Origin of the sequence: Metallosphaera javensis (ex Sakai et al. 2022) (assembly GCA_021654415.1) — an archaeon.
In the GTDB taxonomy this organism is placed as follows: domain Archaea; phylum Thermoproteota; class Thermoprotei_A; order Sulfolobales; family Sulfolobaceae; genus Metallosphaera; species Metallosphaera javensis.
Genome location: AP024487.1, coordinates 910,307 through 936,677, shown reverse-complemented (window position 1 = coordinate 936,677; position 26,371 = coordinate 910,307). Strand labels below are relative to the sequence as shown.

Here is a 26,371-nt window from a genome sequence, read left to right as displayed (position 1 = left end):
CCGAACTGGTTACAAGTTGGATCAGTCAAACTTCAATGACCAGCCGTAATCCTTCATGACCACTTCATCCCTAAATGATGCCCAGTTGTAGAATTTCCTCAGCTTTCTACCAGTCCTCCTTTCAATAACCAGCTGTGTTAGCCCTTCCAGAAGGTTGGAGGCCGGCCACGACATCACGATGGCCATGGTCAGAGCCAGCCAGGGAAGGGGAGGGAGAAAGAATGAGAGGACCATGGGTGTAGCGATCAGAAGGAGAACCACGGTCAAACTTCTGTTAGCCTCCTTCCTGTTTGTTCTGAATCTCGGCTCGAATCTTAGCACTCCAGTTCTCCTAAGTTCACTCATCCCCCTGAAAAGCTTCCATTCCCTGAAAAGCAAGAGAAGGAGAGATAGGGGAATCAGCATTAGGTAAAGTTCGGGTACGGTTAATGATCCAATTACCCCTCCAACAGCAACAAAGATGGAGGAAAATACTATCTCCTTTCTCGTGACTAGGGACCTCTCCTCAGTATAGGAAGCATGCGACGTAGTGGTCACTGGAAACACCCGATAGATTGGGTTCCTTCTCCCTGCAAGATGCCATAGCGAATGGACATCTTGGGTAATACCTGCACCCTTTCCCGTTATAGGGTTCCATCTCTTCCTTTACCTTAATCGAGAATAGGCTCGTTCTCCCAGAGGGATCTGGAATCGGGACTGCTGAGATTAACGCCTGAGTGTAGGGATGGAGAGGTTTATCGAGAACAGCGTCGGTGGACCCATGTTCTATAACCTTTCCCTGATACATGACGTAAATCCTGTCTGCCACGTATCCCAGGGTGGAAATATCGTGGGTGATCATCATAATGCTGATCCCCCTCTCATCCCTGAGACGTTTGAAAATGTCCAGCACTCCAGCCCTTATGGACATGTCTAGCATTGATACTGGCTCGTCTGCAACTATGAATGATGGGTTCAGAACAAGGGCCCTAGCTATGGCAACCCTCTGGAGTTGCCCTCCTGACAGTTGATTGGGGAGGGATTTAGCGTATTCATCCTCTGGAGTGAGCCCCACATCCCTGAGAGTCTCCATGACTATTTTACTCTCCTCTTCCTTGTCCTTGGGAATATTGTGAACCCTTAGACCTTCTGCCACGATATCGTATACCTTGAGTCTGATATCCACAGCCTCATAGGGATTCTGATAGATGATCTGATTCTGCCTCCTGAATTCCTTTTCTTCTTTCCCCTTTAACTTGAACACGTTCTTCCCGTTCCACAACACCTCTCCTGAGAGAGGCTTCTGAAGGTTCAGGATCGTTCTACCAAGCGTGGTTTTCCCACTCCCCGACTCCCCAACTATTCCCACGATCTCCCTGTCCTTAACGCTTACGTTAACCCCATCCAGGGCCTTAACCACAATATCCCTGGACTTGAAGTAAACCCTCAGATCTTTGCCCTCTATCATTTCTTGTTCACCGCGTGGCATGCTACGTAATGGAACCCCTCAACCTTGGAGAATTCAGGCTCCTTCTCACTGCAAACTGGCATGGCTAAGGGACATCTGGGGGCGAACCTGCAACCCTTGGGCGGGTTCTCCAGGTCAGGTGGAAATCCTGGGATGGCCACAAGTTTCTTCTGTTTCCTCACCCTAAGGTCCGGGATCGCCTTGATGAGAAGTTGCGTGTAGGGGTGTAGCGGGTTACTGAACACCTTCTCCACATCCCCAAACTCCACCAGCTTTCCGGCGTACATTATGGCAATGCTATCGCTCACGTTGGCAAGAAGGGATAGATCGTGCGTCACGAACATCATGCTGAACTTTCTTGACTCCTGAAGGGACTTCATGAGTTCAAGGATCTTGGCCTGTGTGATCACGTCCAGAGCCGTGGTCGCTTCGTCTGACACTATCATGGAGGGATTGAGGAGGAGGGCCATGGCTATGACTACCCTCTGTCTCTGTCCTCCGGAAAGCTCGTGGGGGAACATGTCCGCCTTCTCCTGAGGAACTCCTACGCTCTCAAGGGTCCTGAATATCCTTTCCATGGCCTCAGCCCTGGACACATCCTCGTGAGCCAGAATGGTTTCAAGCATCTGATCCTTTACCTTGTAAACCGGGTCTAGTACATCCATGGAGGCCTGAGGGATATAGGCTATGTCCTTCCAGACTATCTCTTTCCTGAAGGTCTTCAGGTCCATCTTCAGTAAGTCCTGTCCCTTGAACTTCACCTCTCCTCCCATAACTCTAGCGTTCCTTGGCATCACCCTGAATATGGTTGTGACAAGGGTTGATTTCCCGCACCCGGATTCCCCAGCCACGCCCAGTACCTTGGACCTATCCAGGAACAGGGAAACGTCGTCCACGGCCTTAACGTAACCCGTCTTGGTGGTGTAATAGGTCTTCAGGGAGTTGACCTCAAGGAGAGTGTCCGTGGATTCCTCAAAGATCACTTCACTCACCTCTCAACTTGTAGGGGCTGAGCACATCAAGCATGGCTGTCCCGAAATAGTAGAAGGCAGTGCTTAACAGTATTATCCCAATTCCAGGTGGAAGGACCCACCACCATGCAAATCCGTTTGCAAAGGACAGGTCGTTAGTCGCAAATCCAAGCATGTTACCCCAGGTTGGGAAGCCTATAATTCCCAGACCCAAGAAGTCCAGACCTGACTCTGCTAAGATTACACCTGGCACGTCATAAGCTAGCTGTGCAAATAGAATTCCCATCAAGTTAGGAACTATATGTCGGAACAGTATTCTAAGCTTTCCTTCTCCCAGAGCCCTGGAAGCCTCCACGAAGGTTCTACTCCTCAGGCTGAGAGTTTGTCCCCTAATTATCTTTGCCGTACCGGGCCATGACAGGAACGAGATTATTAGTAAAATGAGAACGGCCTTGTTAACGTTAACTATGACACCAGTGAGATCAAAAATTGAGATCAGCACGATCAGGAGAGGTAAACCAGGTATCAAGAGGAAGAAGTCGGTCAGCGCATTCAGGGTTAGGTCCGTGAAACCTCCCACGTAGCCAGCAAGGAGACCTATTATGAGACCTATTCCAATGATCAGGACAGATGCCACGAGGGCTAGATACAGGTCAAATCTGGCTCCGTACACAAACTCCGAGAACACACTACCTCCGTTATCATCGGTTCCTAATCTTCCGTAAGCGTATCCAAGGGAGGTGTAGTGGGGATTTGAAAGGAGGAAAGTTTCAGGTGAATTCCCCGTGTTCTGAAGTGATATTACCAAGTAGTACATTCCCGGCCTAGGTAAAACAGCCTTGGGGAACTCCAGTGACGCTAGGGGCTGGTCCTGGAAGGGAAGAGAATTCACGTACGGAGAATTGCTTGGATTTATTGTTTGTGACGAGAACGTTATGGAGTTAGGTTTCCCTAGCGTTACGCTCACAGCGGGTGGTATGGGAACAGGTGACAACTCCATGATATTGATGTTGTTCATGTATAGATTCACGTTGAAGTCGCTTGTCGCTGGTGGAACCAAGATAAATGAAAGTATTACGTTGTAGGGAGAACTCCAGTTCCAGCGAATGGGGTAACTCACGTTAACTTCCCCTCCAGCCGGTACCGTGATCTTCACAAAGGATGAGTTCACTGGTGTAACTCCAGAGGCACTGACTGGAGTTAGAGTTAATCTCACATCAGGGGGAAGATCGTGATATTGGGGGAAGATCGTGGCCCATGCGGGGACTGCATAAGGAGCTGCAACGAACTGTTGAGAGACCTGGTAGGGATTGTTATATGAAGTTAACACCGGAGCGAGAAGTGCTATAGCGGCGAAGAAAAGGATCACAACAATGGAGAATATGAACGTTTTCCTGCTCAACAGGTCCCTTATTACCTTGTTCACTCGTACTTCACCCTGGGGTCAATGAGTGGATAGATCAGGTCAAGTGCAAGAAGAATTATCACGGCAAACAGACTAATTATGTAAAAGTCTCCTCCCAGTAATGGCACGTCAAGGTTCTCAGCTCCCCTCACCAGGAGTCTTCCTAGGCCTGGTATATTGAAGATATCCTCAATGAAAACCACTCCCGCAAATAGGAAAGCGATGTCTATTCCAACCCTTGTTACAACGGGTATTACTGCATTTCTGGTGATGTGCTTGTAAAGAATCTTTCTGTCATCTATTCCCCTTGCTCTCAGATAGTTCACAAAGTTGCTACCCATCAACTCGACGCCGTTATTCCTGAAGAGTATATTTCTTACACCGTAACTAATGACAGTGATGAAGAGAATGGGTAAAGTCAGGAACTTCAGAAGGTCCACCCAGTACGCTACGCCAACTAGGGTGTGACCATTGGAGGACGTTATTGCCTCAGCTAGGTTGGTTGGAAATATCCTGAGGTAGAATCCGAAGAAGTACAGAACTATCTCCCCAAGCCAGAAGGCAGGAATGAAGTAAGTCATTATGGAGGTAAAACTCACTGCAACATCTCCCACCTTTCCCTGCCTTGATATGGAGTAAAGTCCCAGAACTATGGCGAGTATGGTGCTTAGAATCAGGCTTGGGATTACCAGAAGTGCCGTTACAGGAAACCTGGCTTCAATCAGGGATATGACAGGTTGCTGATAGCTCATGGAAATGCCCAGGTGGAAGGTTAACAGTGACTTCATATATACAAAAAACCTCTCATCAAGTGGAAGATTCAATCCGAACTGATTATCCAGTGCCTGCACTAGTTCACTCCTAGGCAGACCCTTGTAAGTCAGAGGAACGTATAGTTCAGCAGGATTTACTCCGTAAATTGTGGGGAGTACCTGGAAAATTATAAAATTAAAGATAATTATTCCAAACAATAGGGCTATTCTCTCTGCTATTCTCTTCGTTAGGTACCTAAGAAGAGACATCACTAATCAGAAAAATATCCCCATCATTGTTAAAAAACTTTATGTTATTCCGTTCAAATTACTGTCTGAAATGTTAATACCTGAGGATGCTAAACTTTAAACAATTCAAGTTATTAGTGATATAGCCTTTATTTCTTGCAAATGGAATTTCAAACATTTGTACACTGTGGATTTACATTTCCAAATACATGCATAATACAACATTTTTAAAAAGAAATTATAATTTAATCTAAATGATACTTTTCTCGTTAATGCATAGAAAGAGGGACTAGTATGGAATAAATCTAAATAACTCGATGTGGGCTTAGTGAATCAAGCTAAATGAAACGTGAAAGCAGGAAGAAGGATAAGAAGCGGCCCACTAACGTTGTGTTGGTTGTTATGGCTATACTAATAATCGCTGTTGGTATTACACTTCTGGAATTGAGAACCAGCAGTTACTCCACGGTGATAATTGGAGGAGTAAGTGAGATCAATCAAATGATAGAGGTCTCCCCCAGCGTCGTGGCATTCGTGGGCTCTTCAGCAATTGGTAACCATAGTCAAGGAGTTGCGGGTCTCTTCTATGTCCAAAACCATACTTATGAATTTCTAAACGTCAGCCAATACTTTGCTAACGGATCAATTTACTCTATAAGTTACAATGGATCAGCATTTCTGCTGGGCGGGGCACGGTACGTTCCGCAAGGGAACACCTCGGTTCTGGAACCCACCTTGATTTTAATGAGCGAGGGGAAAGTGTACAATCTATCGGGTGAAATACCCAGTTTCTATACCCCAGGTCAAATATTCTCCGTTACCTGGCAGAAAAACTTCTGGCTGATCGGAGGATCTTCCCTGGTAATTGAGGGGAGCAGTACCTTTCAGGTACCTTTCCTGCTCAAGCTGTCAAATAATTTAACAGATCTTACTGGAGATTATCCGTCAATTCTTTACAAACCTCTCAGTGTGGGCAGTGGGATCTTCACACTCTCGTCCAATGAGTCCCTGTCCTTCATAGGCGGATCACATTTATTTAATTACACCATTACTATTTTCAATGGAACTAACTTTACGGATAATTTTCAGGGTTTGGGAGCCGTTATTACATCTGCACCAACTCCCGCTGGATGGCTGTTTGGAGGCTTTAACTACTCCCTTAACAATACTCACATCACTTTGACCATGCTAGGAATTCTTAACCAGACAGGGATCCATTTTATTCTGTTAAAGTACCAGGTAGGCCTGGTAAATTCGGTGGGTTACGGAGACGGGAAATACATTGTTTCTCTAAGAATTCCAGTTGTCAACAACTTCTCAGGCATCGCATCGGAGGAAGGAGTAATATTGTGGGGATCATCCCTTCATATGCTATCACCCGTGTTCTCCAAGTTGAATACTAGCGTTAATTCAGTTCTGGGAGTCCCAGGCTACTTACTGGGCGGGGGTTACATTTCCTCATCTCAGGGCCGAGAGGGAGTAATCATAATAATTAAAACGTAAGTATTTATATTTTTATATGTATATTAAGGTATATTATGGGTTGTTTTCTTATCTTGATAGCAAAGGCAGTCTTTAGCAGACCAATATACTTCATACCAAAATACCTCATTATGTGTAATATTTACGTAGATAACCTTAGAACATAAGTAGAATCTTTTAATTCTATTAAAAGAACTTCACTAAGCTATTCGTCTACTATGAAAAAGTTTAAATCCAATGACCATTCTCACTTTAAATGGGAGAGATGTGTAATGAATAGATTATTTATTCTTGCAAGCCTAATCCTAGTATTTTCAATGATCATGGCAGTACCGGTTGAGGTTTCTAGCTTTGCCATTGCCAACTTTAACACCCCCGTTCTTACGCCTTCTCAGGCGATTTATAACGAGCCTTGGGTGGGAACAATAGAGTATACATATGCGTACACAACCCATACTGATGAGTTCAATGCCCTTCTCGACGGAAAGGTTGACTTCATCTCGCTTACGCACGTGTCGGAGATCAATGAGTTGAAGACCGCCCCATATAATCAGACTGCCTTTCTGGCCATAGCGCCACAGGAAAGCTTTGGACAGGTTGTATTCGCCTTCGGAAACAACCTCACCTCAAATATCTATTTTAGATATGCTATCAGCTCCCTGATCAATCCAGAGAACGTAACATCTTATGTGCTGGATAATGGAGTGTTTGGAGTCGACGAGCCCTACTTCGTTAACCCAGATCTGAGCGTATACAAGCAGTGGTTTAATCCGCAGGTCGAGTCCTACTATCAGCAATACGAGTCCTACAACCTGACCAGGGCAGTGATGTACTTAGAGATGGTACCAGGGATAACACACAAGAACGGACAATGGTACTACAACGGCCAACCCCTCAAGCTGACCTTCTACTACACCTTCCCACCAAACATACTAAAGAGGTTTGCATATCTGCTATCCGATTCTGCGGCAGCCATTAACTTATCAATAACTCCTGTGTCAGAAACCTTTGGCACCTTAATAACCCAAGCTACCACTCCACCATTCAACGACTTTAACTTGACCACATTTGGATGGATCAGTCTGGGACCGTTCCCCAATTCCTGGATGAACGGGATATACACTTCCCCTGGTAACGTGGGAGGTTTCTCCAATTCCACAATAGATCAAATGCTACAGAATGCCCTCAACGCACCGACCCTGTCTCAGGAGATTAACTACACTAAGCAGGCGGAATACCTCTTACAGCAGCAGCTTCCATATGTCATTTACACGTGGAGTAACGGAATTCAGGCCGTGTATTTGCCTGGATGGGCTAACTACATCTATCTATCCAGCGGAACTCCAACCTATGCCATAAATATTATGGATGTACATCCCACAAACCAAGCGTTGAATGGAACGTTCATCTTCTCCTCCATCTCCAGCGACCTACCCAGGCACATCAACATTTACGCCAGCACATCCCTTTACGCCTTCAACACGCTAGATGATATGTATGATTCTCTTGGTATCTCACCCCTCAATAATCCCACGCAGATACTGCCCTGGGTTGCCTCCTCCTGGACTGTTCAGAAACCTGTAAACCTTACCCTTCCCAACGGCGATAAGATCGTGAACGGTCAGGTGATCACGGTAAACCTTGTCCACAATGACACCTGGATAGATGGAGTTCCACTCACAGCCTATGACGTTAACTTCACGGTCTGGTACTATGACCTTCCGGGAATGATGGGAACCAATACCTTCGATGGCGTCACGCTGAATTACACCTACCTATCAAGCGAAGGCTTCATCAATACTGATCTATTCGGTACCATTCCGTCTCTCGTGTGGACTAACGTAACAGGCCCATATCAAATAGTGTTCTATCTCAACTCCTCATCCTACGTTAATGAGTACCTAGTCCTCACGGAGTACCCAATAATGCCTGCCCATGTACTGGCTCCCGTGAACGTAGTGACATTGTATCACTCAACCCTTGCACCTGAAATCTCCTCCGGTCCCTACATGTTCTCATCCTTCAATAGCGAGGCCAAGACAGTGACCGTGACCTATAACCCCTACTACTTCAGGATTAACCCGCTCATCTTCCTGCAGAATGTAACAGCTGGAACTCCCGTGAACTTCACCGCAAACTTCCAGTACTACACGTGGGACAACTCAACTTCCTCTCTGGTTGCCAACCCGGTTAACGGAACAGCGTACGTGTGGCTGAAGTACCTTAACGTCTCAGGTGAGAGTTACGGTAATGCAACTGCTCCTGTACAGATGAAGATGATCTCGCCCGGTAATTACGTGGGCACAATTAACACCACAGGCCTGAAGCCAGGAATTTATGAGATTGTGAGCAAGGTGACCTGGGATAATGGGGCGAGGGAGCTATATAAGTACGGCTCACTGAACGTCAGTGCTTCTCATGTGGTTACCCCTCCAACAACTCCACCTCCAACAACCACTACGACATCCTCCACAACCACTATAGCTGTTGTAGCAGGAGTAGTAGTGGTTATTGTAATAATCGCAGTCGTTGTAGCTATAGTTAGGAGAAGGTAGGTTGCTTAAAGACAATATAGTTTTTATTTTTCTATTTGTAATTTTCTATTTACAATTCTTATCTAGAAATTCCACGACTCTAACAACGGAGTCCACCAGGTTCTCCCTTTTCACGAAGCCGTGACCCTCGTTCTCATAAATCTTGTACTCCACCCTTTTTCCTAGCTCCTTCATCTTCTCAACTACCTGTACTGTCTCCTCAGCAGGACATCTGGGGTCGTTTTCCCCTGCCAGGAGGAGGAGAGGTGCCCTTATCCTGTCCACGAAAAATATGGGTGATCTCTCCCTGAGCAGTTCCTCATCATTACCTATCTTTACCTCGTCATATTGCCTCAGGACTTCCCTTTCCATCTTCTTCTCCGTGAACCAGTTAACGAATGGAACAACAGCGGCTGCAGCGCACCATCTCTCAGGGTACTTTGTCACGGCCATCATGGTCAAGTAACCCCCATAACTCGCCCCCGTCACTGCAACCCTAGGGACGTTCAGGAGATTTGCGGATTCCACAACGTCCACGAGGTCACCTCCTCCTAGATCCCTGTCATTGAGGTGGTTGAACCGCCTGCCCCTACCCGTGGAACCCCTGTAGTTTGGACAAATAACCTTGAATCCCTGGTCCACCAGCATTTGGATCTCGGCTGAGTAATTGCTGAGACACTCGTAATCTGGACCCCCATGAACGTAAACGACACCTCTATCCTCTCCACCCCTCTGATATAGGAGGGCATCTATCTCCTCACCGAGGGAGTTGTATTTAACCAGCGTGGGCCTTGTGAATTCTCCCTTCACGTCCCTCATAGAGTCAGTCAACCTCTCCGTTACTGTGGAGTGCCTGTAAAGGTCGTAGGACCTTTCATAGGACGAGTGAAGGAAATATAAATCCCTGTCCACCTTGATCTCAGCGACCACGCCCTCTCTAGTTAGGGGTTTCCCGTCCACCATGAGCAAGATATGACCCTTCACGTCCACAGAATACACCAGTTTATCTCTCCACATGAGGGCCCCATACTTGTCCTCCTTCCCTGTGACAAGCCAGGAGACCGTATGATCTCGCAGTGAGAATTTTCCCACGTCCAAGAAACCGTTGTGATTGCTCAGGAAAAGGATGGAATCACCCGTAAAGCATTGAGAGGAACTTGGATACTGCTCGGAATTGGGGTAAGATATTATCACCTCCTCACCTGTACTGGTATCCAGCAGGAACAGGTCGTTGTCGTAAATCCCTGAGGAATAGGCCACCCATCTTCCGCCTGGCGATACGCACACGTCTGATACGGGAAGATTACCCTTGCTGATCTTAGTTATCTGTCCCCTGTCATACAGGTAAAGGTGTATGGTCTCCCTGTCCCTGTTGGAGAGGAAATAGAATCTGTCCTCCTTAAGGAACACGGGCTCCATGTTGTCAAATCCGTCGGAAAGCAGGGGATGCGGTCCCTCGTCAATAAGGTAGATGGACCTGACCTCCGCCCCTCCCTGATCCGCAACCACAGCCAGCCTAGATCCAACCCAGTGAACCGTTTCCGGTTCCCCAATTTGCACCTCCCCGACATTGTGAATCACGACCTTTGGAGAATCCCTCAGGATCACATAGGCGATTCTCCCATCCTTTACATCAAAGTCCTGAACTGGGGTGTAGTTAAGGTAGGAAAGGTTCATGACTGTATATGCGTAACCCGGTAAATATTTCCTGTTCCTTAAACGGCTCGACCCCGAACCCAGAATCGCTGATCTTAATTTCCAGTCGTCCTGACACCGTTAATCTAGGCAGGGGAGTGTCAACTTTCCTATGATAGGGTCAGCCCAGATAAACAGGTTTCAATCCCTCCCTCGAAGCCACTTCCTTCAGCCTCATGTCACCGGTAAGAAACTGGGAGGAGCTGGAGTACCTTGCGGAGGAGATCTGCAGTGCATCTGCCTCGTATATGTGATATTTCTCCACCAGTTTTCAGCTCTCCCTCAGTACCGCGGGTTTGACCCCCACGACTATTAACACGTTCAGCTTTACAAGTCTCCTTACCTCAATGAGAAACCTCCTTCTAGCTGTGAGATACTGCTCCTCCCCCAGTCTACCCAGGTTCCTGGCCCTATCCATCACGCCCAGAACTCCTCCTTCCAGAGGCTGAACGCTAGGGTTTGAGAGCCTGAATAAGCCCTGAGGAATACCTCCCTTACCCTATCGCTTCCAGGCTCCTCGATGTATCTCTTGACGATGGCACTACTGTCGAGATATATTACCTGATGTTCCATCCCTCATGACCCTGACCAGATCGCTCACGGTTCCCTGCCTGGGCTTCACAGGTTCAAAGTCGATCTCGTAATCGGTGTAGTCCACCATTTCTGAGAAGAGGTCCTCATCTATTATGGACTCGTTGATGCTCTCCTCCAAAATCTGACTAACCTCCTTTCCCCGCTTCAAGGCATATCTCCTGAACCTGTCCCAAAGCTCCCTGTCCACGTATATACTGGTCTTGACCTTGGTCATTTTACCAAATATACAGATTATACCTAATTAGGTAAAATACCTTCCCCGGGAACTCTGCGTTAGGCTAACACCAGTCAAGCCTTGACCTTTGGTTCGAGGGACCAGCGAAGCCGGTTAACCCGGTACATAAATCATTAATGAACACTAACTTTTAACTAAACTCTAGATCTGGAAGTATGCCCTGCGTCTTCGTTTTCAGGAGAGATCTTAGACTGGACGATAACACCTGTCTCTTGAGGGCGCTTCAGGAATGCGACGAGGTTATCCCGGTGTTCGTTCTTGATCCCAGGCAGATAGGGGACAATCCCTACAAGTCCAAGTTTGCTCTTGGGTTCATGGTGGACTCGCTCGAGGACCTTGACGGACAGCTGAGGAGGAGAGGGTCAAGACTTCACGTGCTGAGAGGATACCCTGAGAAGGTTTTACCGGAGCTGGGGGGTACCGTGTATTTCAACGAGGATTACACGCCGTTCAGTTTGACCAGGGATAACGCTATAAGGGAGGCGATGCAGGGAAGGGTTACATCCTGTGAGGACCTCCTGCTCACCACAAAGGATTTCTTCATCAGGAAGGGAAAGCCCTACTCCGTTTTCACCCACTTCTACAATGACGCGAAGAAGGTGGAGGTGAGGAAGCCTGTCACTAACGATAGGAAAAACTATGCTGAGGTGGATCTTCCAGGCGTGGAGGTTGTGGACCTGGAGGTGGAAAGGAGTATCCCAGGAGGAAGGACTGAGGGACTTAAGGTGTTGGAGAGGGCAGGAAAGGTGGACTACTCCCTCAGAAATTTTCCAGGAGTGGAGGGAACCACGAGGCTATCACCCTACCTCAAGTTTGGGGTGATCTCGCCCAGGGAGGCCTACTGGGCCGTGAATGAGGAGATCAGGAGACAGCTGTACTGGAGGGACTTCTACACCCTTCTGGCCTATTATAACCCACACGTATTTGGACATTCCTACAGGAGGGAGTATGACTGTATTCCGTGGAAATGGAACGAGGCCCATCTCGAGGCGTGGAAACAGGGGAGAACTGGGTATCCCATAGTTGACGCCGGAATGAGGGAGCTCAACGGGACCGGGTTCATGCATAACAGGACAAGGATGATAACTGCCTCCTTCCTGGTGAAGGTTCTTCACGTGGACTGGAGGATAGGGGAGAGGTACTTTGCCACAAGGCTGGTGGACTATGATCCTGCAGTGAATAACGGTAACTGGCAGTGGGTGGCCTCCACTGGGGCAGATTATATGTTCAGGGTTTTCAACCCGTGGTTACAGCAGAGGAAGTTCGATCCAGACGCTAGATACATAAAGAGGTGGGTGCCAGAACTGAGGGATCTTCCAGCCGAGACCATTCACGAGATTTACAGGTTTAAGGTTCCTGGCTACCCTTCTCCCATAGTGGATTATGCAGAAGAGGTGAGGAAAGCTAGAAGGATATATGAGGACTCGGTTGCGATATGCGGTAAGAAGGGCCTTTTCTAGAACTAATGCCTGATCCTGAAGTTGGTAGTTCCTGCGCTTCACGTTCTAAAATCTTATGCGAGATGCGAACTAAGCTTGAGTAACCTCTTCCGGTTCAGTTGTCACGCACGGAGAGACGAGGTTCCCTAGGTGCGAAATTCACGATCTAACCTTTAAATACTGATGAAGATCCTACCATCTCTCCTTCCCTCCTTGAATTCGCGGAATGCCTCCCTAGCCTCGTCGAGGTTGAAGTACCTGTGAACCTTGACCTTGAGATTCCTTGCCAGTCTCAACAGCTCCAGGAATTCGCCCACGGTTCCCCTGTTTGTACCCATTATTGTGACATGTTTGGCGTAGAGTCTGTTAACGTCAAAACTAACCTTCCTCCCTGTTAATCCGCCAAAGGTCACCACTTTGCCGTGATTTCCCACTAGCTTCAGGCCCAGTTCCCAGTACTTTTCCCCCAGGGAGTTTATCACTATGGAGCCCATCCTCCCGTCGGTGAGCCTTTTCACCTCCTCCTCTGCACTTGAGTAATCAACGATCTCATCTGCTCCCAGTTCCTTGACCCACGGTTTCGTGGATACCGCAATGACCCTTGCCCCCATTCTTTTCGCAAGCTGTACGGCAAACATTCCTGTGTTGCCTGAGGCGCCCAGTACCACCACGATGTCATCCACTCCCGCCTGGGCACTTCTCAACGCGTGAAAGGGTGTGAGAATGGCTATGGGAAGGCTGGAGAGAATTTCCTCAGGAAGATCGGAGTTAAACACGTTCCTTCCCGGTATCACCACCTCCTCGGCGTAACCTCCCTGGCTCTCGACCCCTATTCTCTTGCCATTTATACAGTAGGTTTGATCTCCCCGCATGCAGGAGGCGCAGGTACCGTCAAATAGCCTCGTGTAAACTGCAACCCTGTCTCCCACGGAAACGTGCGTTACCTTACTGCCCACCTCTTCAACCACACCGTAAAACTCAGAGCCCGGTACGTGAGGCACGGGTGACACGGGCAGGGTTTCCACAGCCATAAGGTCTACCGGGTTTATTGACGCAAGTTTAACCTTGAGTCTTACCTCGTCCTCCCTCATGGAAGAGGAAGGGATGTCCCTTATCTCTAGGTTCTCTATTCCTCTCTTCTCAAAGATTAGGGCTTTCACGATCTCAATGAGGAAAGATGTATTAAAAATCAGACGTCACCGCTAAAGAGACGCAGTCCGTCAAATAGAACCACTCTGTCCTTGAGCATCTTCCTGGTAATGGGATCGTTTAGTTCACCTTTCTCCTTCACCACAACGTCAAGTGATAGCTTGGTTCCCCTCTTCAGGGACAGTATTCTGGTTGCTTCTCTGGCTGGGTCATTCACTTCACTCAGGAAGACCATGATATCGTAGTCACTGGAGGGCCAATGATCTCCTCTGGCTCTGCTTCCAAACAGTACCAGAGTTACTTCTCCACTGTAAAGTTCAACGATCTTCTTTATTAGGTCCTGAAAGGCTGTGTCGTCTATCACGCTGAAAAATAAAACTAGAAGGATTTTAATAATTCTGTTCAGACCTGACTAAAGTGGTCGAGAAGTTCTGGTTCGATAGATCAGAGGAGTTTTTACAGGTAGCGGAGAGACTTTTTAACGAGGGATATTACTGGATGGTGTGTTTTAGCTCCCATCAATCGGTGGAGTTCCGGCTCAAAGGAATCCTTGTCAAGAACTTTGGTGAATATCCTTTCACTCATGATCTTTCAAAATTACTTTCTGAGATTCAGGAGAAGTTAATGGTTCCCGTACCCGGCCCTGTGTTTAGGGATGGAGATTTCCTGACACCTCACTACACAATCTCAAGGTACTCTCAGATATCTAACTATGATAGGCGAAAAGCTGAGGAGTGCCTCTTCTCTGCAAGAAATTTGATCACTTTTTTGAAAGAGAAAGTGGAACCTCTTGGGATAGATTGAGGCATTTCTTTCAGAAGTCGTCAGGTCCCATAGAGACGGTTAGTGAGATACCCTGAAGGGCTAGGTTTTCCGTCCATATAACTATCCTGAGGTCACATTAACGGAGCGAGTATTTCCCGAAGAATTATGACAAGGTTTAATTATGGCCACATGAGATTTACCCCGTGTCTCTACTGCTCAAATTGAACAGGGCCACCTCCAGGGCCCTTGTTTTCCTCCTACTCCTTTCCATGAGGTTACTCTCGCTTCATCAGCTCATGTTCTTGGTTATACCCTTCCTGTTTGAGGCAGAGTCGGGTTCCTTTGTGTTAACGAACTTGGCCCTTATCCCTGTAGCCCTCCTTCTGCTTCTAGTCTCGGCCATTGTTTATCTTATCAGGAGGGTTAGAGGGATTGGCTCTAGGTGGTAGGTTAGATTCCTTAAACATGTAGTAAAAGAGCCCGGTCGATACGCTGTAGAGAGTTCCTGTGAAAACAAAGGGTACCCAGAGTACGCCAAGTGGTGAGCTACTCCGCCCTGAAGGGCGGAGCTTCCTGCTTCATGGATGAGGCTTGCCATGGCAGAGGCCTCATCTCCACAGGCTCAACGGGTGGCTCCCACCCTGCCCTCCTGAGGAGGTTGAGGGAGGCGTTGAGGTCGCGGTCAAGAACGAGACCGCATTGGCAGGTGATGACGCGGTCTGAGAGGGAGAGGTGGTGTTTCTTTCCGCACCTGGAGCAGGTCTGAGAGGAGTATGCGGGGTTGACTTGTAGGACTTCCTTACCGTGCTTCTGAAAGACCCATTTCAGGGTTGAGGAGAACCTGGAGAGGGAGACATCGTGGAGATGTCTGTTCAGGGTTCTTGACCCGTCTCTGGTCATCTTCACCACGTTGAGGTCCTCGATTATCAGGACGTCGTAACGCCTGGCCAGGGAGTTGGCCAGCTTGTAGTAGAAGTCGGTCTTAGCGTTGATCACCCGTTCCAGGAGTTTCGCTAGTCTAAGCCTGGCCTTCTCCCAGTTACTCGATCCCTTCCTCTTTCTGGAGAGAAGCCTGGAGAGTGACCTGTACTTGAGGAGGACCCTCTCGAGAAAGCGGGGGTTGTCCACGTAGTGACCGTCTGACGTGACCAGGAGGTGGGAGATGCCAAGGTCGAGTGCAGCGACCTTGCCTGTGTTTTCGGTTTCAACGTGAAGGTCTCCCTCCACCAGAAAGGACACGAAGACCTTGTTTGTTGGTGTCACCTTCACCGCGACCCTGCTGATCTTGTCTGGAAGCGGTCGATGGGCCAGGACCTTGAACACGCCAAGGCCTGAGAGGGAAAGGTGAATCCAGCTCTTCTTCCCTGACCTGGCTGGTCTGGTTGAGAGGACCTTCCATCCAGACTGAGGGTAGACCAGGGACCTGTACCTCTCGGGTTTCCTCTCTCTGGGGAACCTGGCCAGCCCCTGGAGAAAGCGATCCCTGGCCTCGCAGTACCTGTCCGCTACGTTCTGGAAGACCTGGGAGTGAACGCGCTGGTAGTCAGGGTCCTGCTTTCTCAGGTCAAGGGCGAGTTGCCTCAGCTCAGTCCTGTTCAACCACTTCCCATCCCTTTCGTGGAGCGCGATGTCTGCATACCTTAAGGTGTTGTACGCCTCACACAGCAACCTCAACTGGGATTTTAACTCCCTCAACACGTCGGGGGAGGCGTACGCGCGAAACCTTAAGGTATACATTACGAAAAGGTGATTGAGTAATTTAATATTTGTTTTGTTCAGGTATGTTCTCTCATCCCCGCCCTGAAGGGCGAAGTTTTCCGAATCTTTATAAAAAGTATCCACCTAGGGTAGGTCCCACGGAACGAGGTATTGAGTCCATGAGCTGGATAAGTGTCTGGGCTCTTCCCCTCTCTTCTCTCGGAACCAATTGCAGAACCAGACTGGAGAAGAGAGGAGAGGTCATGTTCATGGACACATTTCTCATTACGTAGAGGATGGAGGCCAAGAGAAACGTTGGTGAGAACGGAATGAGGAAGAGGAGAGCTATTGCCAAAACGTGTGTGTAAACTATTGCCCTCACCTTTCCTAGCTTTTCCCCTAGCTTAGGGGCGACCAGAGTTCCGAGGGAGAGGGAGAGCTGAGATGTCACGAACAGGGGAGTTAGCAGGAGCCTAGATACGTTAAATGCCAGGGAGAACCAGAGGGATATTAAGGGGAGAAGGGCTCCTGCGCCAAGACCAATGAGGGAATCCACAGCAAACTTGCCCACCACCCCTGCAGATTTCAATCCTAGGGATATCTTCCTTGTCTCATATCTTTCCTCGACACCTGCCACAAGGACCAGGGATACAATCAGTGTTGCCATCTCCAGAACGTACAGGGTCCTGAACTGGAGTAATCCTCCCATCAGGTTTCCCGCCACAACGAAAAGCTGTGATATTGAAGTTTGAAGACTGAGGGATTTCTCCAGGTTTCTGCTCTTGTCCGCGAGAAAGGAGGTGGTGAGGCTTCCTCCGAACTGATTCACTACCAGGTAACCATAGGGAACTCTTAGTACCCCGAAAACGAAAATTCCCAGGATGGACAGGACCCTGTTGATCATGATGAACTTTTTCCTTCCATAGGCGTCAGCTAGTATGGAGACCAGAACTGAAATCCCGGAACCTGTGATTATCCCCACTCCCAAGATGGTTCCAATGAACAGCGGATCATAACCTAAGCTTCTCAGGTACAATGAGGTGGCTAGGGAGTTGGCGCCCCAAAGAATGCCTAGAGACGAGGTGGACAGGATCAGGAATAGCTCTTCCCTATTCATTTTGCCCCTGCTTCATCAGTTTGTACGCCAGTTCCACATATTTCCCTGGATTCATTATTCCCCGGGGATCCACTAGGTCCTTTATCCCCTTCATTATCTCCAGTACCTTTACACCGCTATGCCTCTGAATCTGAAGACCCATCAACCTGGCCTTCTGGAGCCCAATTCCGTGCTCCCCCGAGACTGATCCACCCAAATCTATGGCTATCTTTCCCACTTCCTCAAACAGTTCATCTGCCATTCTCCTGTCCTTGAGAAGTATATTGGGATGCAAGTTCCCATCACCTATATGGGCAATAACTGGCATCTTCACCTGATACTTCTCCTCCAGTTCCTTCAGTCTCCTGACTGCCTCAACCAGTTTGGAGACAGGAACAACAATGTCTTCCACATACATCTCCTTCGCCATGGCCTTGAGCGCAATGGCTGACTGTGCCCTGAGAGAGTAAATTCTTTCCCACTCCTCATCGCTTAGAATCGAGGTCTCCCCGTGCCATTTCCCCAGGATCTCCCTCATCTTCTCTAAGTCGTGCTCCTCCACCCTCAGCATGAGGAGGCCACCCCTGGATTCCCGCAGTCCTGCACTAAGCTGCGTGTTGAGGGCAACTATAACCTCATTATCTATGTACTCTGCGATCTCAGGTAGGATCCCTGCCCTTCTCATGTCCTGAATAACTCCAGCCGTTGAATCCAGATCTGGCATGAATGAGAGCAGGGAGATCATCTTCTCCTTGGGAAGGGGGATAATCCTGAACCAGATCTCGGTCACTACTCCCAATGTTCCCTCACTCCCCGTGAAGAGGTGAACAAGATCGTAGCCAGCCCTATTCTTCCTGAAGGGTTCGCCAACCTGAACTACTTCTCCCGTTGGAAGGACCACCCTCAGGGAGAGTACCCAGTCCCTGAAGGTTCCATACTTTACCCCTCTCATCCCCCCGGAGGAATTGGCCACCGCGCCTCCCACAGAACAGAGGAAGAACGAGGCAGGGTCTGGAGGGAGGAAGAACCCCCTCTCCATCAACTTCCTGTTGAGGAACTCCAGGTTCACTCCAGGCTGAACTCTTACGAACCAGTCAACGTCGTTGATCTCAAGGATGCTGGACATATGTCTCATGTCCAGCAGTATACATCCTTCGCATGATACTGCTCCCGTAAGGCTGGTCCCAGCACCCCAGGGGACTATGGGTAACCCGTTCTCGTAAGCGTAACGAACAACCTTCACCACTTCCTCCTCGCTTCTTGGGTACACCACAACCCGGGGATTAACCCTGAAATTGACGAAATCTTCCCTGGTCTCCACGGAGGTTTCAAGACCTAAGTCCTTCAGGCTTTCCATAACAGAAATTGCAGGGGATGTTAATAACCTTCTCTCTGGTCTCACTTGAGCTTGGTTCCGCACGAGGAGCAGAACTTGGCAGAAGGTGGGTTAGGAGAGCCACACTGGGGACATTTCACCTGTTGCAGTGAAGCTCCACAACTGGGGCAGAACCTAGCTGAGGGAGGGACGGGCTCTCCACAGCTCCAGCATTTCTGTGAGGCCTGCGTCCCTGGGCTCGGCTGGGGTTGATTTACGTTGTTTCCTGTCTGGGGGGATGGAGGAGTGGTCTGAGTCTGGGAAAAGGGTGCCTGAGGCCTGCTCACAGGAACCTGTCCGTAAGGTGCCTGCGGGTAAGCTGGAGGTGGATAGGCCGGAGGAGCCTGCATCACTAGCATGGTAATCATGTTGAGTATCTGCTCCTCCTGAGAGTACTGCTTGTACATCTCGTAAGCGTCCAGACCTCCTCCCGCCACAGTGAGAAGACTGCTATGTAACACGTCATCTGCTATGAACGCTGTAGCCCCAGCGGTTATAAGGTCCTGCATCAGGTTCGCCATCCCAGTCTCCACAATTACCATACCCTGTCCTTGACACAATCTAATCGTATACGCCGTCGAAAACTGTTTTCGTTAAAGCGTGAAGTTTAAATACTTTGTCTACAAATCACAATATGATGCTAAGACCCAAAGAAGTATGCCAGAGACTAGGAATCTCATACAGAACACTACAAGAATACGTAAAAAAGGGGTACATAAAACCAGAGAGATTGCCATCTGGGAAAATGAGATTTCGGGAGGAGGACGTTGAGAGATTGGCAGGAATAATAAGGAAAAAGAAAGTGGTACTTTACGCCAGAGTGTCATCAGAAACACAGAACGATCTGGTGAATCAAGTGAACTACTTGAAGGAAAGGGTTCCGGAACACGACATCATCATCACTGATATGGGATCTGGATTGAACATGAGGAGAAAAGGGTTCCAGAAACTACTTAGAATGATACTAAACAACGAGGTAAACAAAATAGTCGTGGCTCACCAGGACAGGCTGGTGAGATTCGGATTTGAGATACTTGAGGAGGTGTGCAGGGCACACGGTTGCGAGGTGATGGTGCTCGAAAAAGAGGATCCAGAACAGGAACTAATCGAAGACTTGATCAGTATCCTAGTCTCGTTCTCTGGCAGAACGAGAGGTCATGAGCGTGAAAAGGTGAAGAAATGTGTTGAAGAACTTAAGGATTGAAACATTCATACCACAAGAAAAAGAATACATACATTTAACGTATGCGATAAGAAATGAGGAGGAGAGAAGCAAAGAACTAATTCGTGCCTACGTGAACTTACTAAACAAAGGAATAAAATACGTGTTCAGCAAAGTTAACGTGAAGAATGGAAGAGTCGAGCTACCAAAAAAGAAGGAAATATACAAGGAATTGAGAGAATACCTAACGAAAGAGAATGCGCAAGGACTGGCAAAACACTACATAGACCAAGCTATTCACGACGTATACTCTATCCTTGACTCCTGGAGGAGGAGATTTGAGAAGGGGAGAAGTAAGTTCAAACCACCGCTTGTGAGGAAGGGTTACGTGAGGGTGAAAACCACGTTGAGGAAAGTCCTCGGGAAGAGCGTGAGGATAACCGTGAAACCACGCGAGTATATCACGTATTCCTGGGATAGAAGATGGTTCTCTGAAAGAGTTGAGGAAATGGAGTTAACAGAACCGGTGATCAAGGAGGATAAAGTGTATCTGGTGTTTAGAAAAGAATTACCAACAACCACGCCACCTGAAACTGTTGCATTTGATTCCAATCTTTTCTCACTCGACGGTTACGATGGCGAGAAGTTTATCACGATCTCTCTGAAGCAACTTTACTCCTTGAAGTACGTCATGCAGATGAAGAGGGCTAAGGTACAGTCTGTAGCCTCTAAGAAGTTGAAGGGTGGTAGGAGACTGTTGATGAAGTACTCTCATCGCGAGAGGAATAGGGTTAATGATTTGATTAACAAGCTGGCTAACTTCATTCTTGAATTGTATAATAATCATGTTTTAGTCTTCGAAAAGTTAAATAAGCAAGGTATGTTTGGTAATGCTAGTGAGTCTTTATCCAAAAAGTTATCTAGGACTGTTTGGAGGAAGTTAGTTAACACGTTGAAATACAAGGCTCCTCTATACGGTTGTAAGGTAGTGGAAGTGAACCCGCACCTCACATCCAGGTCTTGCCCCAGATGTGGATGGGTTTCCCGAACGGTTGACAAGACCTTCAGGTGCGGGAGGTGTGGGTTCACCCTTGATAGGCAATTCAATGCTTCACTTAACATCATGAAGAGGTTCTTATCTAAATTCAACCTCAAGATGTGGGGGTTTCCTCACCGTAAGGTGAGTGGGGTTATCCCCCTAATGGGAGTGAGAAGGATGAACGGTTCAATCCGCGACTTCGGTGAACTCCAAGGGTCGAGAATTGAATACAAAATACATGAAATTCAATGAGACCCAAACCCCTTATTGCTATCAGTTAGGTATCCAAGCAGTGACTTATGCTGTGCCTGAATAATCGCTAAGTTGTAACCTACCATGGGGAAGGTTTGGAAGCCCTGTCCCATGAGGAAAGTGGCAACTTCTTGCGCAATATACTGTAGATTGATTGGGTACTGAGTGGGAATTATCTGCTGTTTTCCTCCTAGACCGGTGGATTGCTCACATGCCAAAATTGATGCGAAATTGGATCCTTGATTAGGACCATATGGCCCAGGGCTATAGGGGCCTCCAGGATAACCCTGATAGGGACCGGAAGGTTGACCATAGTATGGATATCCCATCTCATTTTTAATGGAAGCTAGAACCATAAAAGCATTCCTTACAAGGGATAATCCCGTTGGGAGGAGACTGCAATGAAGGGTCTGAAAATTATACTCATTTACTAAAATCATTTTAAATTGAAGTTCCTAAAATTCTCATGAAGTATCTGCTAACGGGTCTGGGCTTTATCTCCACTCACGTAGCTCTTTACCTTAACCAAGCTGGAGAAGAGGTGACGATTACCTACAAGAGTTTGAACCCTGTGAAGGAAGAATATCTTTCCCTCTTCAAGGGAAAGGTAAAGGCCGTGAACGTGGATCCACTTTCAGAGGAGATGACCAAGCTGATCGCCCAACACGACGTTGTGGCCAATTTCATAGGTGAAATTTCAGGTGATGAGGATAGGCTCAAGTTTGCTAACGTGGAGATTCCCAGGAAATTGGCCAGAGACGCGTTCGATCAGGGAAAAACGTTCATTCACCTCAGTGGGGCCACCTCAACTGGGGAGACCGGTGTTAACGTGAAGGAGGAAAAGGAGCACTGCAAGGATTCAAGGGCTACAACCCCCTTTGAGAAGTCCAAGTGCGATGGGGAAAGGGAAATTATGAGACTTGCCCTGGAGAGGGACGGTCACTTGGCAATACTGAGGCCAACACTGGTTTACGGAAGGTACTCAGCCCACATACAGTTCGTGACCATGTACAAGCTGGTCAAGGCCAAAATCGTACCGGAGCTGGGACTTAGGATGGCAACTGTAAATGCCTGGACTCTGGGAAGGGCGGTTCAAACACTTGGAAAGAAGTCTCCCAAAGGGCTGTATCTGTACGCCAGTGAGTGCGGGAGTGTTCCTGTCTCTAGATTCTTCGAACTCATGAGCCAAGAGACCGGAGGGGGTATCAAATTACCTGTTCCCACATGGTTGGCCAAGTCCGTTCTTCCCAAGGATATAAGGAATCTTTTGAGGTATTCGGGAACCACGTATGATTGCTCCGCCTTCAAGGAGGTTGTGGGAGAGCTAAAATTTGATGAGGAAGAGGTTAGGGCTAACGCTAGGTTTCTTAACTACCTTGAGAAGAAGGGAAAGTTAATCCCAACGTGAGTCATGTGATGTGGAGCTAGTATTTTCTCACCATCAGAGTGGCTAGTAATTCCGTGTATGGTATAACCAGTAGATTCAGAAGAGGAACGAGGGAGAGGATACCTCCCAACAGCAGAACAAGGGATGAGATTCCATCCTTAGAAAATGCTGAGGAATACCAGTTGAGGGATTGTCCCAGTCCAGGCCTGACGCCAGAAACAATTCCAGATGCAACTATGTACACCAGAACAAGGAAGAGGCCTTCAATAAGGAAAGAGCCCGGGATCCTCAACGCTGAGAGAACTCCGAAAATTAATCCCGTGATCAGGGCAGTTGGTAGGAATTTCTCCCTAGAATATTGGGAGCTTTGCCATGCCAGTCCCAGGTCGGGAATATTTCCATTGACGACGCTACCTGCCTCATACGCCTCCACTAGAATGAGGAAGGAGATGATTATTCCCGAGATGAAGCCTATCACAAAACCTATGGCATCCACAACACCGAGTGAGAAGCCTGATAAAACCAGAGCTCCTCCTATGGCACCTATGGCAAATCCAACTATCAAGGAGATTATCAGGGCTATTATTGCAGGTATTATCATTCCCAGATTCTTCACGAAGAAGTCAAAGGCCTGAAGGTAGAGGGGCCTGTAGTTATACGTGGGCCATCCCCCGTAACCCATGAACCGTCCACGCGAATAGTTAGGGAAGCTAACCATATACATTCATGTCGCAGTTTTTTAATAAAGTTGATCAGAAGCACTGTTTCAGGAAATGAACAGTTTCTGGTCTAGATGGTGTGGCTCAGGGCACTAGACGCAAATGAACGAGAAAGAAGCCATAATACCAAGGGAGAGATTTTCGGCTTATCCTGAATATTCGAAAAACAGAGCTAGTAAGCATATGGTAGAACTTAACTATTCGATCATTATAAATACATCATGGAACAGACAGCCACTAGATCAAGTGCAGGTCTTATCCTTTCTCTTTTGAGGGAGGAGGGAGTTGATAAGATATTCATGGTATCAGGTACGGACTACGCGTCCTTCATAGAGGAGAAGGTCAGGGACCCCAGTTTACCTGATTTTGTGGTAGTCCCTCACGAAATCACAGCCTCAGCCATGGCCCTGGGTTACTCCCTTGGAGGGAAAATGGGTGTTGTGGCCGTGCACACAGTACCGGGCACCCTTAATGCCCTAGGAATAGTGAGTAACGCGTATACCAGCAGGATTCCCCTACTCGTTCTAGCGGGCAGATCTCCCTACACAGAGGAGGGGAGCACTGCAAGCAGGAACCTGAGGATACACTGGACTCAGGAGGCCAGGGATCAGGGCGAATTTGGAAGACAGTACCTGAAGTGGGACTTCGAGATACGTGATCCTACTCAGACCTCGGTGGCGTTGAGGAGGGCACTGCAGATCGCCAGGAGTGAACCCAGAGGCCCTGTTTACCTCACCATACCCAGAGAGGTTAGCGTGAAAGAGGCGAAACCCTCCAACGTGAAGATGTCACCGTATGAGCCCGGTCCCTCCAGGGAATCCCTGAGGGAGGCGGAAAAACTGGTGGAGGAGTCGGAAAGACCAGCAATCATAACGTGGAGGGGAGGTAGAAGAAGGGAATGGTATGAGGCTATAACCGAGTTCGTAAACAAGCTGGGTGCACCCGTTCTCAATTATGTGGGGGAGGTGGTTAACTATCCCTCAGGAGGACCCATGGCCCTGGACAGACTTGATATGAACGAGCCAGATCTCGTGATAGTGATTGAATCGGAAGTGCCGTGGATACCCAAGAGAGTTAAGGTTAAAGCCCCTGTGATCAGGATAGACGTTGAACCATCATACTCTTATATACCCTACTACGGTTTTCCATGCGACGTCTGCATCCAGTCAACCCCCATGGCATTGAAGGAAATACAGATAAGGGGAAAGGACAGGTGGAATGAGGAAATAAGGGAGAGGGTGGAAAAACAAAGGGAGTACAAGAGAAAGGAAATAGGGAACCTGGAAAACTCCTCAAGGGTACATCCAAGACTCCTATCCAGTTACGTTTCCCAGTTGGGGGCGATAGTGGTCAACGAGTATCCCTTCAATCCCAGGTACGGTAGCTTTGAATATGGAGAATATTATGCGGACTTGGCTGAGGGCTACCTTGGATGGGCCCTGGGGGCAGGTCTTGGAATCAGAATGGCAACTGGTAGGGATGTGGTCATCACCACAGGTGACGGATCCTTCATTTTTGGCGTGCCCGAGGCCTTCTATTACGTAGCCTCAACTTACGGTTTACCAGCAATGGTAGTCATTTATGACAATTCAGGCTGGTTAGCTTCCGCAGAGGCCGTAGAGGAGGTTTTCCCTGAGGGACTGGCCAAGGCTAAGAGGATGTTCCCGGGTGCAGATTTCAAGAGGTATAACATAGGGGAGACGGTGAGGGCTTTCGGCGGATACTTCAGGCTGGCTGAGACCCCTGAGGAAGCAAGGAGCGCCCTAACCGAGGGATGGAATAACGTGAAGAAGGGAGGACTTTCCGTGGTGCAGGTAGTGGTGGAGAGAACCAGATAGGTTCTAGAAGTTGACGGGTCGGTTAAAGTAGGGCCTAGTCAAATCTTGGAGGATCATATTTCCTCCCACATTGTCTTGACTCCTCTGACCTCAAGGATGTATAACCTGTTGTCCTGAAGGGCCCACTCCAGGTTCACATGTCTGCCAAAGAATTCCTCTATTCTCAGGGATAGATTAGCTAGCTCTATGGCCTTTTCGTCACTCAGGCTGGGCTCCAGTGCCTTACCTCCCAGAGGAATCTCCCGTATTCCGCCCAGCCTGGGATCAAACTTAAGCATCACGTGCTTATGCCCAATGCTTTTCTCCGCAATCACCCTGTCCCTCTTGGGTAGCACGAAACGATCTGGCGTCACCAGTCCCCTAGTCACCGCCTGTCCCAGTCCCCAAGAGGACTCTATTATGACCCAGTTGGGATTTCCAGTTACAGGATGTATGGTGAATGCGGTTCCCGCGGACTCCGGATCAACCATTTCCTGGACCAGCACAGCTATCTCCAGTGGCATCCCCTGTGCTATCCTGTATGCTAAAGACCTGGGATTGAAGTAACTCGCCCAGGCCCGCTTCACATAAAAGGGAAGGTCAACCTTATTCACGTAAAGGAACGTCTCCGTTTCCCCAGCAAAGCTGGGGCCTGACATACTGGAGGTTATTGTGGGCCTCACGGCCACCATGTCCGTGGATATCTCCCTAGAATAGTGCTCTATCTCAAGTGAAATGTCAAGCGGTATCTCCGTCTGGGTAATGATCTCCTTGATCATCTCATATCTTCTCTCTAGGTCCCTGGGGTCCTCCAGGTTTGCTCCCCTGAGCACGTCACTGATCTTGTTCCTGTTTATCTCCATGAATCTCCTGAACGCAGACCTGGTGATCACAAATCCCCAAGGCACCCTTATACCCATTCTGGTCAGCTCCCCAAGATAGGCAGCCTTCCTGCCCACCGATCTAACCATGTTAGATGATGATTGATCTATTGTAAACACATACATATACGTCGATAAGCAGTACAAAGTTTTAAACATGTTCTAGAGCTTTTGTGAGCTACCTCTGCTTTAAGGGCGAGGTTTTCCGAATCTTCATAAAAACTACAT

28 protein-coding genes are annotated in these 26,371 nt (G+C 48.2%); 9 read left to right on the top strand and 19 right to left on the bottom strand.

All coding sequences use genetic code 11. The features are described 5' to 3' along the window. Positions 1-21 precede the first annotated feature (21 nt). Genes QVC96_RS05550 through QVC96_RS05530 form a run of 5 tightly spaced genes read right to left on the bottom strand, consistent with a single transcriptional unit; the run spans position 22 to position 4,845 of the window. Complete coding sequence (locus tag QVC96_RS05550) at positions 22-537, bottom strand: hypothetical protein (RefSeq protein ID WP_287690167.1); 516 nt, start codon at positions 535-537, stop codon at positions 22-24. Further along, positions 506-1,447 (bottom strand): ABC transporter ATP-binding protein, encoded by a 942-nt coding sequence (locus QVC96_RS05545; protein WP_238026230.1) that lies wholly within the window; start codon positions 1,445-1,447, stop codon positions 506-508. Before QVC96_RS05545 ends, QVC96_RS05550 begins: the two co-directional genes overlap by 32 nt. Then, positions 1,444-2,430 (bottom strand): ABC transporter ATP-binding protein, encoded by a 987-nt coding sequence (locus QVC96_RS05540; protein ID WP_238026229.1) that lies wholly within the window; start codon positions 2,428-2,430, stop codon positions 1,444-1,446. Before QVC96_RS05540 ends, QVC96_RS05545 begins: the two co-directional genes overlap by 4 nt. 1 nt (position 2,431) lies before the next feature. Further along, complete coding sequence (locus tag QVC96_RS05535) at positions 2,432-3,844, bottom strand: ABC transporter permease (protein ID WP_287690166.1); 1,413 nt, start codon at positions 3,842-3,844, stop codon at positions 2,432-2,434. Next, complete coding sequence (locus tag QVC96_RS05530) at positions 3,841-4,845, bottom strand: ABC transporter permease (protein ID WP_238026227.1); 1,005 nt, start codon at positions 4,843-4,845, stop codon at positions 3,841-3,843. Before QVC96_RS05530 ends, QVC96_RS05535 begins: the two co-directional genes overlap by 4 nt. A gap of 321 nt (positions 4,846-5,166) precedes the next feature. On the opposite strand from QVC96_RS05530, the gene QVC96_RS05525 reads away from it, so the two are divergent. Together QVC96_RS05525 and QVC96_RS05520 are read left to right on the top strand one after the other, a co-directional pair. Further along, entirely contained in the window at positions 5,167-6,327 is a 1,161-nt protein-coding gene (locus QVC96_RS05525; protein WP_238026226.1) for a hypothetical protein, read from the top strand. A gap of 251 nt (positions 6,328-6,578) precedes the next feature. Beyond that, complete coding sequence (locus QVC96_RS05520; RefSeq protein WP_287690165.1) at positions 6,579-8,861, top strand: ABC transporter substrate-binding protein; 2,283 nt, start codon at positions 6,579-6,581, stop codon at positions 8,859-8,861. A gap of 45 nt (positions 8,862-8,906) precedes the next feature. On the opposite strand, the gene QVC96_RS05515 is transcribed toward QVC96_RS05520, so the two are convergent. The 5 genes from QVC96_RS05515 to QVC96_RS05495 form a co-directional block, all read right to left on the bottom strand. Next, positions 8,907-10,517 carry a S9 family peptidase gene (locus tag QVC96_RS05515; RefSeq protein WP_287690164.1) on the bottom strand — a complete coding sequence of 537 codons (1,611 nt, stop codon included), beginning with the start codon at positions 10,515-10,517 and terminating at the stop codon, positions 8,907-8,909. 139 nt (positions 10,518-10,656) lie between these two features. Further along, entirely contained in the window at positions 10,657-10,800 is a 144-nt protein-coding gene (locus QVC96_RS05510) for a hypothetical protein (RefSeq protein WP_287690163.1), read from the bottom strand. 6 nt (positions 10,801-10,806) lie between these two features. After that, positions 10,807-10,953: a hypothetical protein gene (locus tag QVC96_RS05505; RefSeq protein WP_287690162.1), complete on the bottom strand. Its 147-nt coding sequence runs from the start codon at positions 10,951-10,953 to the stop codon at positions 10,807-10,809. Next, a complete protein-coding gene (locus QVC96_RS05500) occupies positions 10,953-11,108 on the bottom strand; it encodes a hypothetical protein (protein ID WP_287690161.1) in 156 nt (51 codons plus the stop codon). The genes QVC96_RS05505 and QVC96_RS05500 overlap by 1 nt, the downstream gene beginning before the upstream one ends. Further along, a complete protein-coding gene (locus QVC96_RS05495) occupies positions 11,077-11,343 on the bottom strand; it encodes a hypothetical protein (RefSeq protein WP_287690160.1) in 267 nt (88 codons plus the stop codon). Before QVC96_RS05495 ends, QVC96_RS05500 begins: the two co-directional genes overlap by 32 nt. A 176-nt stretch (positions 11,344-11,519) precedes the next feature. On the opposite strand from QVC96_RS05495, the gene QVC96_RS05490 reads away from it, so the two are divergent. Next, complete coding sequence (locus tag QVC96_RS05490) at positions 11,520-12,824, top strand: cryptochrome/photolyase family protein (RefSeq protein WP_287690159.1); 1,305 nt, start codon at positions 11,520-11,522, stop codon at positions 12,822-12,824. 152 nt (positions 12,825-12,976) lie between these two features. Here QVC96_RS05490 and QVC96_RS05485 read toward each other — a convergent pair whose 3' ends face one another. Together QVC96_RS05485 and QVC96_RS05480 are read right to left on the bottom strand one after the other, a co-directional pair. Continuing rightward, entirely contained in the window at positions 12,977-13,963 is a 987-nt protein-coding gene (locus QVC96_RS05485) for an alcohol dehydrogenase catalytic domain-containing protein (protein ID WP_287690158.1), read from the bottom strand. Positions 13,964-13,992: 29 nt separating this feature from the next. Next, positions 13,993-14,316 (bottom strand): nucleotidyltransferase domain-containing protein, encoded by a 324-nt coding sequence (locus QVC96_RS05480; RefSeq protein WP_238026219.1) that lies wholly within the window; start codon positions 14,314-14,316, stop codon positions 13,993-13,995. Positions 14,317-14,369: 53 nt separating this feature from the next. Here QVC96_RS05480 and QVC96_RS05475 point away from each other — a divergent pair, with 53 nt between their 5' ends. Together QVC96_RS05475 and QVC96_RS05470 are read left to right on the top strand one after the other, a co-directional pair. Next, entirely contained in the window at positions 14,370-14,756 is a 387-nt protein-coding gene (locus QVC96_RS05475) for a HEPN domain-containing protein (RefSeq protein ID WP_287690157.1), read from the top strand. 164 nt (positions 14,757-14,920) lie between these two features. Further along, positions 14,921-15,166 carry a hypothetical protein gene (locus QVC96_RS05470; RefSeq protein WP_238026215.1) on the top strand — a complete coding sequence of 82 codons (246 nt, stop codon included), beginning with the start codon at positions 14,921-14,923 and terminating at the stop codon, positions 15,164-15,166. Between the two features lie 97 nt (positions 15,167-15,263). On the opposite strand, the gene QVC96_RS05465 is transcribed toward QVC96_RS05470, so the two are convergent. The 4 genes from QVC96_RS05465 to QVC96_RS05450 form a co-directional block, all read right to left on the bottom strand. After that, positions 15,264-16,454: a transposase gene (locus QVC96_RS05465; RefSeq protein ID WP_287690156.1), complete on the bottom strand. Its 1,191-nt coding sequence runs from the start codon at positions 16,452-16,454 to the stop codon at positions 15,264-15,266. An 88-nt stretch (positions 16,455-16,542) separates the two neighbouring features. Further along, on the bottom strand, positions 16,543-17,532 hold the full coding sequence (locus QVC96_RS05460) for an MFS transporter (RefSeq protein ID WP_287690155.1): 990 nt from the start codon (positions 17,530-17,532) through the stop codon (positions 16,543-16,545). Then, positions 17,525-18,868: an FAD-binding oxidoreductase gene (locus tag QVC96_RS05455; RefSeq protein WP_287690154.1), complete on the bottom strand. Its 1,344-nt coding sequence runs from the start codon at positions 18,866-18,868 to the stop codon at positions 17,525-17,527. Before QVC96_RS05455 ends, QVC96_RS05460 begins: the two co-directional genes overlap by 8 nt. Before the next feature lie 41 nt (positions 18,869-18,909). Continuing rightward, entirely contained in the window at positions 18,910-19,428 is a 519-nt protein-coding gene (locus tag QVC96_RS05450) for a zinc ribbon domain-containing protein (RefSeq protein ID WP_287690153.1), read from the bottom strand. A 95-nt stretch (positions 19,429-19,523) separates the two neighbouring features. Here QVC96_RS05450 and QVC96_RS05445 point away from each other — a divergent pair, with 95 nt between their 5' ends. Beyond that, positions 19,524-20,090 (top strand): IS607 family transposase, encoded by a 567-nt coding sequence (locus QVC96_RS05445; RefSeq protein ID WP_287690426.1) that lies wholly within the window; start codon positions 19,524-19,526, stop codon positions 20,088-20,090. Next, positions 20,068-21,339, top strand: a complete 1,272-nt coding sequence (locus QVC96_RS05440) for a transposase (protein WP_287690152.1) — start codon at positions 20,068-20,070, stop codon at positions 21,337-21,339. The genes QVC96_RS05445 and QVC96_RS05440 overlap by 23 nt, the downstream gene beginning before the upstream one ends. Here QVC96_RS05440 and QVC96_RS05435 read toward each other — a convergent pair. Then, a complete protein-coding gene (locus tag QVC96_RS05435) occupies positions 21,333-21,668 on the bottom strand; it encodes a hypothetical protein (protein ID WP_287690151.1) in 336 nt (111 codons plus the stop codon). The two genes, QVC96_RS05440 and QVC96_RS05435, sit on opposite strands and share 7 nt — an antisense overlap. 137 nt (positions 21,669-21,805) lie before the next feature. On the opposite strand from QVC96_RS05435, the gene QVC96_RS05430 reads away from it, so the two are divergent. After that, positions 21,806-22,747 carry an NAD-dependent epimerase/dehydratase family protein gene (locus tag QVC96_RS05430; RefSeq protein ID WP_287690150.1) on the top strand — a complete coding sequence of 314 codons (942 nt, stop codon included), beginning with the start codon at positions 21,806-21,808 and terminating at the stop codon, positions 22,745-22,747. Between the two features lie 16 nt (positions 22,748-22,763). On the opposite strand, the gene QVC96_RS05425 is transcribed toward QVC96_RS05430, so the two are convergent. Continuing rightward, a complete protein-coding gene (locus QVC96_RS05425) occupies positions 22,764-23,408 on the bottom strand; it encodes a hypothetical protein (RefSeq protein WP_287690149.1) in 645 nt (214 codons plus the stop codon). 258 nt (positions 23,409-23,666) lie between these two features. On the opposite strand from QVC96_RS05425, the gene QVC96_RS05420 reads away from it, so the two are divergent. Next, the gene (locus tag QVC96_RS05420; RefSeq protein WP_287690148.1) at positions 23,667-25,283 is read left to right on the top strand and encodes a thiamine pyrophosphate-requiring protein; all 1,617 of its coding nucleotides are present in this window, start codon (positions 23,667-23,669) and stop codon (positions 25,281-25,283) included. Between the two features lie 53 nt (positions 25,284-25,336). Here QVC96_RS05420 and QVC96_RS05415 read toward each other — a convergent pair whose 3' ends face one another. Then, a complete protein-coding gene (locus QVC96_RS05415; RefSeq protein ID WP_287690147.1) occupies positions 25,337-26,269 on the bottom strand; it encodes a PEP/pyruvate-binding domain-containing protein in 933 nt (310 codons plus the stop codon). Between the last annotated feature and the right edge of the window lie 102 nt (positions 26,270-26,371).